The following is a 13,013-nucleotide window of genomic DNA, read 5'->3' as shown; positions in this document are numbered from 1 at the left end:
AATGTATCCGATCGAGGGAGGTGTGCCGGATGCCCAGCCCATTCCTTTCGTCCGAAGAATATGACGAACGCGCGCACCAACTTTATAACGAGGGAGAATACGATCAAGCACTAGCAGTACTCCGCGAAGGTCTGACACTCTATCCGAGCGCCGTGGAGCTTCACATCGGCGTGGGATACGCACACCACGCGCGCGAGGAATACGCGTGGGCCCGTCGCGCCTTCGAGGAGGCGCTCATCCTGGATCCCGATCACGAAGATGCCCTTGCAGGCATCGGTGAAACCCTGCTCAAATTCGGCCTGCGGGACGCCTCGCTTCACTGCTTCAGGCGAACGCTCGAGCTTGGCTATGCCGACGATCTCGATCTGATGCTTCAGATCGGCCGCGCGCTCTTCAGGGAAGGGATGATCGGCAACGCGCGGGAGTTCTTCGAGATAGCCGTCCAGAATGCGCCTGAAAATGCCGAAGCCGTGTCGTGCGTCGGTTACGCGCAGCATCGGCTGGGCGAGGACGAGGCGGCGATAGTCACGCTCCGCTCCGCATTGCGACTGGACCCGGATCACGTCGAGGCCAGGGTCTATCTCGCCAACATCCTGTACGACCGCGGCGACTACGAGGCTGCGCTGTTCCATCTGGACAAGTCCAATCCGGACGACCACTGGGACGAGCTCGGCATCTGGCGCCTCATCGAACTCAAGAAAACGATCTTCAAGCTGACGGACGGAGATCCGGAGCTGAAGCCGTGGGAGGACCGTGTCCAGGAGCTGGCGGGCGAGCCGGACGAGATCGACGACATGCTGGCCGAGATAGAGGCCAGAGCCATGGAGCGGGATCAGCAGAAGACCCGGGGCCAGATCGAGATGTTCGGGGCGCTGCTGAATTCGCTGGTCGATGGCGGTACGCCAGCGGACGAAGCGATCGGAGAGGTCCAGGAGTTGCCAGTGACCCACCACAGTATCGAGAGTGGCGGACACACGTACCAGGGCACCTGGGAGGAGATCGTGCAGCAGATGCGAGACCAGAAGGCAGCGGGCCTGCCAATCGACCAGTACATGGCGAAGGAAGCCAGACGCGGATATGGAAAGACGGGCGTGGAAATTCCCTGGCGCGACCCGGAAAGCTTCATCAAGGGGAGCGCCACGGCGGGACTGCTGCGCATCGATAGGTGACGCCCTCCGATAGAGCTGCCGCTCAGGCTGCCCTGAGCGCTGGCCGGGTGGTCTACGCCCGGCTCGACCAGATCCGCGGCCCGGAGGACGCGGCAGCCGACATAATGGACCTCTGGACAGTCGCGGAAACCGCCATGCGAGCAATGCTTGGCGGTTCCACCCTTGCCGGTCAGGCCCTGGTCCGCGAGCTGCGCCAGCGCGGAGTTCTCAATCTCGAGAACGCGAATACCATCGCGAGCTTCTGGGATGCCAGGAACCGCTCCGATGATGTCGCGTACAAGCCGACGTTGACCGACGTCGGCTTTGCACGTGCCGGCTACAACGAGCTCACCCGCGTCGCAAACGAGCCGCCGACGACAGCAGCGCCGAACGCAACAGCCGCTTCGTCGACCTCCACTTTCGCGCCAGGCGGTGCGGCAACCGGTGCGGCAACCGGTGCGGCAATGGGTGCGTCGAGCGGTGCGACAGCCGGTTCATCCGCAGCCCCGCGAACTACTGGTTTTTCAGTAGATGATGCGACAGCCGCGCAGTCGCGCATTCCCGCGCGTGCAAGGAAGATTTCGCGTCCCATGATGATCGGTGCTGGCGTGATCCTGGTGATCATCATCGCGGCGGCGGCGTACCTCACGATGGGTGGCAATTCCAAGTTCGACGGCGAGATGAGCACTGCCATCGATCTGATGACCACTGGCCGCACCGAGGCGGCGCGTGCTGCGTTCGGCGCCATCGCACACGAGTACCCGGACAGAGCAGAGCCGCACGTCTTTCTCTCCCGGCTCGCGCGCAGCGACACTCCGCCCGACATGAACACAGCGCGGCAGGAGCTCGTCACGGCAATCCGGCTCGATCCGGCTTACGAGCCTGCTCAGCGGGAGATGGGGATATTCCAGCTCGCGGATCACAATCCATCGCTGGCCCGCAATTTTCTCATTCGTGCGGCTCAGCTCAATCCTGCCGACAGTGCGGCACAGGGCTACCTTGGGTGCGCGCTGATGGGACTGAACCGCGCGGCGGAAGCGCAGAAATTCTTCGCGCGTGCCGGCACGGGGACATGGTCTTCGTGCGTTACGATACAGCCCAATCCAAACGCGCCAGCGGGTCCCTGACACGGTACGCGCCTCAGGCTTCAGCTTCGACAATGATCCTCGGCCGCATAAGATTTGCGGCCGAGCTTTTTTCGTCCGTCGTGGCTCAACCCTGCTTCATCCTTGCTTCATCGAGAAATGACGACGTTCATCAATGCAGACGCAGTAACGCGCACGGTGCTCGCAAACGGCCTTGCCGTGCTCATCTATCAGAATCCGGCAGCGCCAGTTGTCGCCGTCAATACGTACGTGAGGGCTGGCTACTTTGACGAGACCGATGACGTCGCGGGAATCGCGCACGTGCTGGAGCACATGTACTTCAAGGGGACGGCGAAGTACGGAGTCGGTGAGATAGCGAAGGCAACGAAAGCGGCGGGCGGATACCTCAACGCTCACACGATCTACGACCATACGAGCTATTACGCCGTGCTGCCGGCGAGCGGATTCGACGAGGGTCTCGCGGTTCAGGCGGATGCGTATGCCAACTCGGCGATAGAGGCCGACGCGCTCGCGAAGGAGCTGGAGGTGATCATCCAGGAAGCGATGCGCAAGGAAGACAACGCGGGGGCGGTCACGACGGAGACGCTGCACGCGCTGTTGCACGACCGGCATCGCATCCGGCGCTGGCGCATCGGCAGACCGAGCGAGCTGCGCGGATTCACGCGCGACGACGTTTCGCGCTTCTACCGCAACTTCTACACACCGTCGAATACCGTCCTTGCGATCGCGGGCGACGTAGATCCGGTGAGAACCCTGGAGCGTGTGAAGGCACTGTACGGCGCACTGCCCTCAGGTGAGCCGGTACGAACGCCCGGACCGCCGGAGCCAGCGCATTCCGGGTTTCGCTACGAGGAGCTGAGCGGCGACGTGGAGCAGACGCAAGTCGAGATTGGTTGGCGCACCGTGCCGAGCGAGCATCCAGACGTTCCGGCGCTGGATCTCGCGGCGGCAGTGCTGGGAAGCGGTCGTGCATCGCGGTTGTATCGTGCAGTAAGAGACCGGAAACTGGCTGGCAGCGTCGGGGCATACAATTATTCACCCGCTGAAGTCGGCGTATTCGTCATGTCATCCGAGGGAGATCCGGCGACCGCGGCCGATGCTGCGCGTGCGATGTGGGCGCAGCTTGCGGCAGTGCGCGCGGGCGAAGTCTCGGCCGACGAAGTCGAGCGTGCGCACAAGCTGTTCATGTCGCGCTGGGCTCGACATCTCGAGACGACGGAAGGACAGGCGGCGTATCTCGCCGAGTGGGAGTCGCTGGGCGGATGGCGAAAGGGACAGGAGTATTACGACTCGTTCATGCGTGCGGACGCGAAATCGGTCGTCGCGGTCGTACGGAAGTATCTGAGCGAGGATCTCGCTGGCGCGGTAGTGTATCGTCCGCGCAACGAGGCTGTGATGGCAGTCGATCCAGCCGCATTCCACGCTCTCCTGAACAGCGGGAACGTTGCACCGCTCGATGCATCGGCGCCGTCAGTCGTGGAAGTTGCGCCGTCGCGTGCAACAGCCAGGTTCGTACGCGACGAAGCGGGCGTACGCGTGTACGAGCTCGAATCGGGAATTCCGGTGTTGATCAAGCATCGCGCAAATGCGCCGATCGCGCACATCGGTGTGTACGCTGCGTCCGGATCCGCGTACGAGCCGCGCGAGCGGGCGGGTATCTCCGCACTCGGTGCACGCACTGCGTCGCGCGCGACCAACTCACGCACCTCGCTTCAGATTGCGGAAGAGTCGGAGCTGCTGGGTGGCAGCATCGGAGCGTCGGTCGGCTCCGAGACTTTCGGCTGGTCGTTCTCGGTTCCCGCCGCGAACCTGCAGCCGGCGCTCGCGCTTCTCGGCGACGTGATACAGCACGCAACGCTTCCGGATGACGCGCTCGTGACCGAGCGGTCGGCGATGCTGACCGACGTCGCTCGGCTGCGAGACGACATGTATCGCTACCCGATGCGTCTCGCCACCGAAGCGACGTATGACGGGCACCCGTATTCGATTCCGGCGGGCGGAACGGAAGAGTCCCTGCGCTCGCTCGCGTTCAGTGATGTGCGCGATTGGTATCGCACCGCATTGCTACGCGCGCCGTTCGTGATCGCGCTGACGGGCGACATGAGTGCCGACGAAGTCGCCAACATCGTGGCCGATAATTTCAGCGAGCTGTCGCTCGCTGCACGGGAGAGTCTGTCCGTTCCGGAATGGCCATCGGAGTCCGTCGTGCGCCGTGTCGCGCGCGACAAGAACCAGAGTGCCCTCGTGCTCGGATTGCCATCACCGTCGCGTACGAATGACGATCGGTTCGCTGCGCACGTACTGGCTTCCATTGCGAGTGGCCTGGGCGGACGGTTCTTCGAGGAGCTGCGCGACCGTCGCTCGCTCGCCTACACGGTGCACGCATTCGGTAGCGAGCATCGGCTGAGCGGCGAATTCATGGCCTACATCGCGACGTCACCGGAACGGGAGGAAGAAGCACGCGATGCACTGATCCAGCAATTCACCAACCTGCGTACTGCACCCGTGACGGACGAGGAACTGACGCGCGCAAAACGTTACATGCTCGGCATGCATGACATTCGACAGGAAAGTGGTGGCGCGGTTCTCGGCGACATCATCAACGCGTGGCTGCTTGGAGCGGGCCTGTCGGAGCTGGACAGTTACGCGGCGAAGATCGCAGCGGTGAGCGCGGACGACATCCAGCGCCTCGCGCTGGACTACTTCGATACGACTCGGATCGTCGAGGGCGTCGTGCGTGGTGAGCCTGCCGGCATCGCCAAGTGATGCACGAGCAACTGCGACTACTGACTGGCTGACTCGCGCTCGGCATCGATCGAGCGCATCAGCTCCGCGAGCGCCGGACGAAAGCGGCCGTCCGGTGCTCGAAGCCCGCGTTGGGCATCGTAGTCTCCGGCGTCCGTGAATACGACGCCGCGGACTGCCGGCTGTGAGGTGGCCCACGCGAGCACTCCGCGCAACGCCATGACCTGACTGTTCTCGCCATGAGCGACTGGATAGCCACCAGCCGCGAGTATCCAGTGCGGTTTGGGACGAGGAGTGGCGCGGAGCCAGCGCTGCGCGATGCGCATGTGCGTGTCCAGCGACGTTGCACCATTGAAGCCGGGCATCAGCGAGAATCCGAGTACGTCGACCGGTGACCCACGCGCGGCGGCCCAGCGATACACGACGCTGTCGCGTGCGCCGAAGCTCGCCGCTGCGACTGCAACGCGAATGTTCGGATTGACGTGGTGCACGATCGCTGCAGATCGAGTGATGAAGTCGATCCAGTAGTCCGGCGTTCTCACCCCCAATGCTCGTGCACCTTCGCCGTAGGGCTCGTACGCCGGTACGATGATGTTGGGCCGGAGCGCGCGCGCAAGACGATTCACGTCGGCCAGCCGGTCGTTCATGTACGCTGACGGTGAGCGGTTCAGCGCTGCACGCGCGCCGCGCGGATACCCCAGCGTGACGATGAGCACCGTGCTGTCATCGCGAACGTTGTCCAGCGAGTGTACCAGGGAATCGAGCGCCTTTCCCCGCGCACCTTCCGGGTCCACGACTATCGAGATTCCGTCGACGCCGAGCGAGTCGGTGAGCTGAAAATCATTGTTGATCGCGACGGGTGGCGGCGCGGCACGCAGATCGGGAAATACCTTGAGGGCGAACTGAAAGTCGCCAGCTCCGCGAGCGGTGAGCGCGTCGTGCTGATAGCGGTTGTAGCTGCTTATCGTCTCGCTGGCGCCGGGAAGCTCCACCAGCACGAGTGCAGTGGCGATGCTCGCACCCAGCGTGAGCGCATAGCGAATTACCACGCGTACGCGTGAGTGCGACGGCAAGGCGGGCGAGAACATGGGGACCAGCAGCCAGGTCGCACGCGCCAGGGCGGCAGAGCCGGCGACGACGCCAAGTGCGTCCGACTGCGCGGCGGAGAGCACCAGCGAGAAATACGGCGGAGCAACTCCGAGCGAGTTCATGTATCGCGCGATCGAGACGATGGCGATCATCAGGTCGTACGCGACTATCGGAACGCCGAGCATCGACCCCACGCGCCCGGTCGAGAGCGCGGCGACGGCCTGGATCACGAACAGCACCGTCACGAGGGGCCAGAGCCACGCCACATGTTGAATCGCGCGTCCGTACACCAGCGAGGCGTCGGAAACCGTGACGACGAGGCCGGGCACGAGGAGCAACGCGGCAAAGCTCGTCGCGAGGGTAGAAACGGATGGCGACCGGCGGCCCCGAAGGATCAGAGTGGCCGCGGCGATGTTCCACAGGATGATCGCGGCGCCGAGCCCGAAATAGCCTGTCAGAAGCGCGCGGTACGTCGAGAGCATCGCGCCGAAGCTAGGGAGTGGACTCGGCGCTGGCAACCAGGCGGGCAGCGTCCCAGGATCGTCGTTCCCGCGAAAGCGGGAATCCATCCGCTGCCGACCAGCCTTCCTGCTCCTGTCGCAACCAGAGACTTATAACCTGGATTCCCGCTTTCGCGGGAATGACGGCTGAACAATGACGGCTCCGATTCACTCGACCGCACCAAAGCCCGATATAATTCGCCATGAACCGGAGCACGCGGTTGTGGAACGTACCGAATGTGATCTCATCGTCGCGCGTGGCGCTCGCGGTCGCATTCGTGCTGGTAAACGATACTCCCGCCAGGATCGTGCTCATCGCGGTCGCGGCGCTGACCGACTTTCTCGATGGGCTGGTCGCGCGACTTTCCGACCAGCGCAGTGTCGTCGGCGCGCTGCTCGATCCAATTGCCGACCGGTTGTTCGTCCTGGCGGCGGTTTCCGCGTACCTGTTCAACGGGCTGCTCACCACGGGCCAGTACTTCATCTTCATCTCGCGGGACATTGCGACCGCGGTTGGATTCATCGTCGCGCGGATCATTCCGTGGCTACGGCCTGTAACATTTCGTGCGCGTCTGCTCGGCAAGGCGGTGACGGTTCTCCAACTCGCGACGCTGATGGCGGTGCTGCTGCAGCCATCGGCTACACCCTGGTTGATCGTCGCCATTGCAATCCTGTCGGCCATGTCGATTTTCGATTATACATTGGCACTGTGGCGCGCGCGTGTTCGGTCGCCTGCATGAAAGCGCTTGCACACGAGCCTGCACAAACCGTCACGAGCAATCAGCGCTCGCCGTCACACCGTCAACGCAAGAGGAACTCCAACAGTGATGATTCACCGCGCGGCCGTCGTCGCCGCACCAAGAGCGTCTAACGAGATCGGTTTGCCGCGCCGTTGCCGGCGACTGGCGCCAGCGCTGCGGCAAGCGGTTCTGTCAGCCGCAATGATTCTCTCAGCATCGGCTGTCGCTCCGCACATCGCATCAGCCCAGACTCAGCAGGTCGCAGTTGCGGTCTCCTACATTCCGTCGCTGCGACTGGACGTGCTGGGCGGCAACCCGACGGCGCTTCAGGCGGGCGCGGGGATCGCGTTCCCGTTCAGCAATTATTTCAGCGTCGGCGGCACTGTCGGCGCTGGAATCAGCTCGACGGGCTTCAGCGGCCGCGGTGACGCATATGGTCAGTTCTCGCTCGATCCGTATCACCAGTACGAATGGGAGCCGTACGTGGGCGGTGGCGTCACGGTGCGCGGCGATGGCGGTGGGCCGGGCACGCGCACCTATCTGCTCGGCTTCATCGGCGCAAACGGGCCCAGCACCGGCAGCATCGCTCCCGGTGTCGAGCTCGGATTCGGCGGCGGAGTACGACTGGGCGTCACGATGCGATTCACGGGCAAGCCCGCTCATCGCTAGCGCTGCAACTGACCGACGAGCAGCGAGCGTGATTTCGCGCTCGCTACATGACTGAAAAACATAACGGGCGCCAATGGCGCCCGTTCGTCAAACAGCTTGTTTCGTCTTCAGCGGCTGAGCGAAACGCTCGCCCAACGTGCGGAGCTGTGTAAGCTCGAGCTTTGTAAGCTCGGGATACCGCTCAGCGAAGTACGCAATCGTCGCGTCGAACCACTCCTGCTGATGCTCCTGTTCGGCGCCAATGACGCCGCACCGCATGATGTGCTGAAATAGCTCGTCACGCGCCTCGTCCAACGGTGACTTCTGACTCGTTGGCGCCGAGTGCGCCTGGTATCTCGGTGAATTCTGCTTCTTGGCCATTAAACCCGGTTAAGAAAAGTCGCCCTGCTACAACACTCTAATTTAACTAATCCGTCGGTCATTTAATAGTGGATGCACTCGATCGAGAATCCGCAACCGCGCCCGCTGATCCGATGAATTCGAGCAGCTGTTCAGCCAGATTGTCCGGACTTTCTTCAGGGATCAATCGCGCCACTCCGGCCATGCGATGCAAGGTCGCGCGCGGAATGTCGGCTGCGAGTCGGTTTGCGACGTCCCGGCTCAACCACTCGTCGTGATCGCCGCGAATTATCAGCGTCGGTGCCCTGACGTCCGAAAGATCCAGATCCTCGATGTCCGAGCGCCGGATCGCGGCGCCGAGCGTCAGAAGGTGACTCACTCCATCGCGACCGGCAAACGGGGCCAGATATCTGGCCAGAAGCCGGGTGGGCATGTGGTCCGGCAGCGCGACGCTCCCCTCGAGAAGCGACTGGAGCAACGTCGTGGCGCCCAGCACTCCGCGCGTCACCTTGAAGGCGAATCTGGCCGTGCTCCGCTGCATCACGCCGATGTCGCGTGCGGGCAGCTCGTCGTACGCTGGAACGTTGATCAGGACGAGCCGGGCGACGCGATCCGGGCGTGTGGCCGCCAGCCGGAGTGCCACGTCGCCACCCAGGTCGACGCCGACGATGGTCGCGCGGGCGAGCCGCAGCGCGGTCATTGCCGCGTCGAGATATTCAGCCTGCGCCGCGATCCCGAAATCCGCGTCTGGCGTCCGGTCCGATTCACCGTGCCCGAACAGGTCGATGGCGTAGGCCGTATGGCCCGCCTCGGCCAGGATCGGCGCCACGTAGCGCCAGAGGAAAGTGCACGTGCCGAAGCCGTGCAGCAGGACGATCGGCACGCCGCCGTGGCCGTATCGCTCCACGTGCACCGCGCCGGGCCCAACCGGAACGCGTAAGACGTCAGCTTGCATCTGGAGATAAATTCACGGGATGGCGAATAATAATCCTCCCAGGAACGCAAAAAGCGCGGCAGCGAAGCCGTCGTCCAATCGCGGGGCATTCTACGGAATCCTCGTCGCAATAGTGATCGTCGGCATCGCCGCGATCCTCTACCTCAAGTCCAGTCCGCCCTCGGCCGATAGCGGCGCGGAAGCGCAGGCCGCATATGCCGCCATGCAGCGGGATTACGCGAAGGCCGGTCCGCCCAGGCCCTACGTGATGGGCGACAGCACCGCGCCAGTCGTGATCGAGGAGTTCGCCGACTTCGAATGCCCCGTGTGCGGATCGTATGCAACGGTCACGGAGCCGGACGTTCGCAGGATGATCATCGACACGCATCTGGCGTACTACAAGTACTACGATTTTCCGCTGCCGATGCACCACAACACACAGTCGGCATCGAATGCTGCCGCCTGTGCGGCCGATCAGGGCAAGTTCTGGCAGATGCACGACCAGCTGTTTGCAGGTCAGGATGCGTGGGGACTCAATCCCGACGGCGCCACGCAGGTTACGGACAATCCGAAGTCTGTCTTCATGGGGTACGCCAAGGCGATCGGGCTCAATACGTCGGACTTCGAGCAGTGCTACGACAGCAAGAAGGAGCAGGCTCGCGTCAACGCAAACGCGGCTGAAGGCTTCCGCCGCAACGTGAATCAGACACCCACGTTCTTCATCAATGGAAAGATGTTCGCCGGCTCGATTCCGTACGACGTGATGAAGAAAGCAGTAGACGACGCAGCGGCAGCGAAGAAGTCAGCTCCGGCAGCAGCGCCTGCGACGACACCAGCAGGAACCCCCGCGGTCAACCCCGCAGCAAAGCCAGCGGCGTCCAAGTAGAGCTGGCGATATGAGACGGATGGTGATTGCCGCGCTCGCGCTGATCGGCGTGTTCGTGGCGCTGTATCTCACGCTGTACAAGATGGGCGTGATAGGACATCTCGCATGCGGGCTGGGGGGGTGCGAGCGCGTCAACACGAGCAAGTGGGCGATATTCGCCGGCGCGCCGGTGGCCGCGTGGGGGGTGGCGTTCTACACGGCGACGTTCGTGGTTGCACTGGTCGGAACGTCGCCGTCGTGGATCGATCGCCGCGAGATTGCCTACGTGCTCGCGGGGATGTCGTTCGTCGGCGTCGCGTTCACCGCGTGGCTCACGTATCTCGAGCTGTTCGTGATAGAAGCGATCTGCAAGTACTGCGTGACGTCGGCGGTGATCGTGACGGCGATCTTCATCGTGAGCATCGCCGACGTGGCGATGGGGAATCGAGTGCAGCCCGGCGAGTAGTAGCGAGGTAGCTACGCTGTAGTTACACCCGCCGTATGGAGCGTTGACGTGCGGCCGCGTCGTCCAGACGGACACGCGGTTTCACTTCGACATCTTCCTCGCCTTCCTCGCGCGCGCGACGGCGGAACGGGACCAGGTCGCGCCCGAGGGTTACGAGCGCGCGCGTTGCAACCGCGCTCGCCAGCGGCTCCGGGATCGCCATCACGCGGATGTACGTGTCGATTGCGCGATCGAACGACAGGTCCTCCGCCAGCGTGTCCACGAACATGAGCGCGTTGTCGACGTGGGCGCGAATTATCGTCTCGTCCGCGCGGGCCTGGGCCAGCCGCAGACGCCGCTCCGCGTTGGGATGCAGCCTGCGGCCAAAGAGTGCTTCGGGAAACAGCGATCGAAAAATCATGGCTCCAGTGATTCGTACTGCTGCTTGAGGCCCTCGACGACTGCGGCATCCGCAAGCGTCGTGGTGTCGCCGAGCGCGCGACCTTCGGCGATATCACGCAATAAACGGCGCATGATCTTGCCGGACCGAGTCTTGGGAAGGTCGGCGGCGAAGATTATGTCGTCCGGCCGAGCTATCGCACCGATCTTATCGGCCACGAATTGCTTGAGCTCGGTGGCCAGCTCCGGCGACGACTGATGGCTCGCGCGAACTGTCACGAACGCTGCCAGCGCCTGCCCCTTGAGCTCGTGCGCCTTGCCGACCACCGCGGCCTCGGCGACAGCCGGATGCTCCACGAGGGCTGATTCGACTTCCATCGTCCCGATTCGGTGGCCAGCGACGTTGAGGACGTCGTCCACGCGACCCAGGATCCAGTAAAAGCCGTCGTCGTCACGCTTGGCGCCATCCCCCGGAAAATACAAATCCGGCCGGCCGGGCCATTTGGAGAAATACGTCTTCTGATACCGCTCGTCGTCGCCCCAGACGGTGCGGAGCATCGACGGGATGGGCCGAGTGAGGGCCAGAAGGCCACCGCCGACAGGTATCGAACGACCGTTCGAATCGAGTAGATCGGCGCTGCAGCCGGGGAGCGGGAAGGTCGCGCTGCCGGGTTTGGTGGAGGTGATGCCCGGAAGCGGCGAGATGACGATCGAGCCGGTCTCGGTCTGCCACCAGGTGTCGACTATCGGGCATCGGTCGTGGCCGATGTGTCTGGAATACCAGATCCAGGCTTCCGGATTGATGGGCTCGCCCACGGAGCCCAGCAGTCTCAGCGAGGAGAGGTCATGCCGAGCGGGGTACTGGTCGCCCCATTTCATGAAGGCGCGGATGGCGGTGGGCGCCGTGTAGAGGATCGTGATCTTGTGCTTCGCGATCAGCGCCCAGAAGCGGTCTTTGTCGGGCCAGTCGGGGGCGCCCTCGTACATGACGCACGTCGCGCCGTTGGAGAGCGGACCGTACACGAGATAGGAGTGGCCGGTCACCCAACCCACATCGGCCGTGCACCAGAATACGTCGTCCTCGCGCAGATCGAAGACGTTGCGTGTCGTGCTGGTCACCGCGGTCATGTAACCGCCGGTGGTGTGCACGACGCCCTTGGGATTTCCGGTAGTTCCCGACGTGTAGAGGATGTACAGAATATCCTCGGCGTCCATGGGGACCGGATCGCCGCCTTCCGGCGCCTTTTCCATCAACTCGTGCCACCAGAGATCGCGTGGCTGCTGCATGGAGCAGGAGATCTGTTCGGTGGATGTTCCGTGGTTGCGCTGCACGACCACGACGTGCTCGATTGATGGAGTCGCGGTCAAGGCTTTGTCGGCATTGGCCTTGAGCGCGACGACGCCTCCGCGGCGATAGCCACCGTCGGCGGTGATGAGAACGCGGGCCTTCGCGTCGATGATTCTGTCGCGCAGCGAATCGGGGGAGAATCCGCCGAACACGACCGAGTGGATCGCGCCGATGCGTGCGCACGCGAGCATCGCGACTGCGGCCTCGGGGATGAGCGGCAGATACACTGCGACGCGATCGCCTTTCGTCACGCCGAGTGACTTGAGGGCATTCGCGAAGCGCGTTACCTCACCGTACAGCTCGCCGTAGGTGATGGTGCGCTTATCGCCTGGCTCACCTTCCCATATGAGCGCTGGCTTGTCGCGTCTTGGGCCGTGTGCGTGCCGGTCGACGCAATTCGCGGCGGCGTTGAGCTTTCCGCCAACGAACCATTTGAAGTGGGGTGGCGTCCAGTCGAGAACCTGCGTCCATGGCTGGATCCAGTCGAGGCGAGCAGCTTCACGTGCCCAGTATGCTTCCGGATCACGTGCGGCTTCGTCGTAGATTGCCGGGTCGTTGACCACGGCGTTGGCGGCGAATTTTGTCGGCGGCGGAAATTTCCGCTCTTCGGTGAGGAGCGCGTCGATCTCGTTCATGAGTCTGAAAATACAGCTTCCGCGCCCGTGCGCGACGGCTGGTCCGGGCGA

General features: G+C 63.4%; 12 protein-coding genes. 7 read left to right on the top strand and 5 right to left on the bottom strand.

All coding sequences use genetic code 11. The features are described from left to right. Positions 1-29 precede the first annotated feature (29 nt). From V4529_06700 to V4529_06690, 3 genes are all read left to right on the top strand, one after another. On the top strand, positions 30-1,169 hold the full coding sequence (locus V4529_06700) for a tetratricopeptide repeat protein (protein MES2358019.1): 1,140 nt from the start codon (positions 30-32) through the stop codon (positions 1,167-1,169). Beyond that, positions 1,166-2,275, top strand: a complete 1,110-nt coding sequence (locus V4529_06695) for a hypothetical protein (GenBank protein MES2358018.1) — start codon at positions 1,166-1,168, stop codon at positions 2,273-2,275. The genes V4529_06700 and V4529_06695 overlap by 4 nt, the downstream gene beginning before the upstream one ends. A 117-nt stretch (positions 2,276-2,392) precedes the next feature. After that, positions 2,393-5,020, top strand: coding sequence for a pitrilysin family protein (locus V4529_06690; protein MES2358017.1), 2,628 nt, complete (start codon positions 2,393-2,395; stop codon positions 5,018-5,020). A 17-nt stretch (positions 5,021-5,037) separates the two neighbouring features. On the opposite strand, the gene V4529_06685 is transcribed toward V4529_06690, so the two are convergent. Further along, on the bottom strand, positions 5,038-6,570 hold the full coding sequence (locus V4529_06685) for a hypothetical protein (protein MES2358016.1): 1,533 nt from the start codon (positions 6,568-6,570) through the stop codon (positions 5,038-5,040). A 221-nt stretch (positions 6,571-6,791) separates the two neighbouring features. Here V4529_06685 and V4529_06680 point away from each other — a divergent pair, with 221 nt between their 5' ends. Next, positions 6,792-7,328, top strand: coding sequence for a CDP-alcohol phosphatidyltransferase family protein (locus tag V4529_06680; GenBank protein ID MES2358015.1), 537 nt, complete (start codon positions 6,792-6,794; stop codon positions 7,326-7,328). An 84-nt stretch (positions 7,329-7,412) separates the two neighbouring features. Further along, positions 7,413-7,997, top strand: a complete 585-nt coding sequence (locus V4529_06675) for a hypothetical protein (protein MES2358014.1) — start codon at positions 7,413-7,415, stop codon at positions 7,995-7,997. 87 nt (positions 7,998-8,084) lie between these two features. Here V4529_06675 and V4529_06670 read toward each other — a convergent pair whose 3' ends face one another. Both V4529_06670 and V4529_06665 read right to left on the bottom strand, forming a co-directional pair. Then, positions 8,085-8,357: a hypothetical protein gene (locus tag V4529_06670; GenBank protein ID MES2358013.1), complete on the bottom strand. Its 273-nt coding sequence runs from the start codon at positions 8,355-8,357 to the stop codon at positions 8,085-8,087. Between the two features lie 58 nt (positions 8,358-8,415). Next, a complete protein-coding gene (locus tag V4529_06665; GenBank protein MES2358012.1) occupies positions 8,416-9,291 on the bottom strand; it encodes an alpha/beta hydrolase in 876 nt (291 codons plus the stop codon). Positions 9,292-9,310: 19 nt separating this feature from the next. Between V4529_06665 and V4529_06660 the strand changes: the two genes are divergently transcribed. Next, positions 9,311-10,156, top strand: coding sequence for a thioredoxin domain-containing protein (locus V4529_06660; protein MES2358011.1), 846 nt, complete (start codon positions 9,311-9,313; stop codon positions 10,154-10,156). Positions 10,157-10,166: 10 nt separating this feature from the next. Then, positions 10,167-10,601 carry a vitamin K epoxide reductase family protein gene (locus V4529_06655; protein MES2358010.1) on the top strand — a complete coding sequence of 145 codons (435 nt, stop codon included), beginning with the start codon at positions 10,167-10,169 and terminating at the stop codon, positions 10,599-10,601. A gap of 22 nt (positions 10,602-10,623) precedes the next feature. Here the strand turns inward: V4529_06655 and V4529_06650 are convergent, their stop codons facing one another. Continuing rightward, complete coding sequence (locus V4529_06650) at positions 10,624-11,001, bottom strand: hypothetical protein (protein ID MES2358009.1); 378 nt, start codon at positions 10,999-11,001, stop codon at positions 10,624-10,626. Further along, positions 10,998-12,962 (bottom strand): acetate--CoA ligase, encoded by a 1,965-nt coding sequence (acs, locus tag V4529_06645; GenBank protein MES2358008.1) that lies wholly within the window; start codon positions 12,960-12,962, stop codon positions 10,998-11,000. The genes V4529_06650 and acs overlap by 4 nt, the downstream gene beginning before the upstream one ends. Between the last annotated feature and the right edge of the window lie 51 nt (positions 12,963-13,013).

This window comes from Gemmatimonadota bacterium, assembly GCA_040388625.1.
In the GTDB taxonomy this organism is placed as follows: Bacteria; Gemmatimonadota; Gemmatimonadetes; order Gemmatimonadales; family Gemmatimonadaceae; genus Fen-1247.
Note: the sequence above shows the minus strand (reverse complement) of the source record. Positions and strands in the feature narration are given on the sequence as shown.

Bases quoted from the DNA above. Each gene is read 5' to 3' on its own strand.
- V4529_06670 (MES2358013.1), bottom strand. From the start codon at position 8,357: ATGGCCAAGAAGCAGAATTCACCGAGATACCAGGCGCACTCGGCGCCA.
- V4529_06700 (MES2358019.1), top strand. From the start codon at position 30: ATGCCCAGCCCATTCCTTTCGTCCGAAGAATATGACGAACGCGCGCAC.
- V4529_06650 (MES2358009.1), bottom strand. From the start codon at position 11,001: ATGATTTTTCGATCGCTGTTTCCCGAAGCACTCTTTGGCCGCAGGCTG.
- V4529_06655 (MES2358010.1), top strand. From the start codon at position 10,167: ATGAGACGGATGGTGATTGCCGCGCTCGCGCTGATCGGCGTGTTCGTG.
- V4529_06680 (MES2358015.1), top strand. From the start codon at position 6,792: ATGAACCGGAGCACGCGGTTGTGGAACGTACCGAATGTGATCTCATCG.
- V4529_06685 (MES2358016.1), bottom strand. From the start codon at position 6,570: ATGCTCTCGACGTACCGCGCGCTTCTGACAGGCTATTTCGGGCTCGGC.
- V4529_06665 (MES2358012.1), bottom strand. From the start codon at position 9,291: ATGCAAGCTGACGTCTTACGCGTTCCGGTTGGGCCCGGCGCGGTGCAC.
- V4529_06690 (MES2358017.1), top strand. From the start codon at position 2,393: ATGACGACGTTCATCAATGCAGACGCAGTAACGCGCACGGTGCTCGCA.
- V4529_06660 (MES2358011.1), top strand. From the start codon at position 9,311: ATGGCGAATAATAATCCTCCCAGGAACGCAAAAAGCGCGGCAGCGAAG.
- acs (MES2358008.1), bottom strand. From the start codon at position 12,962: ATGAACGAGATCGACGCGCTCCTCACCGAAGAGCGGAAATTTCCGCCG.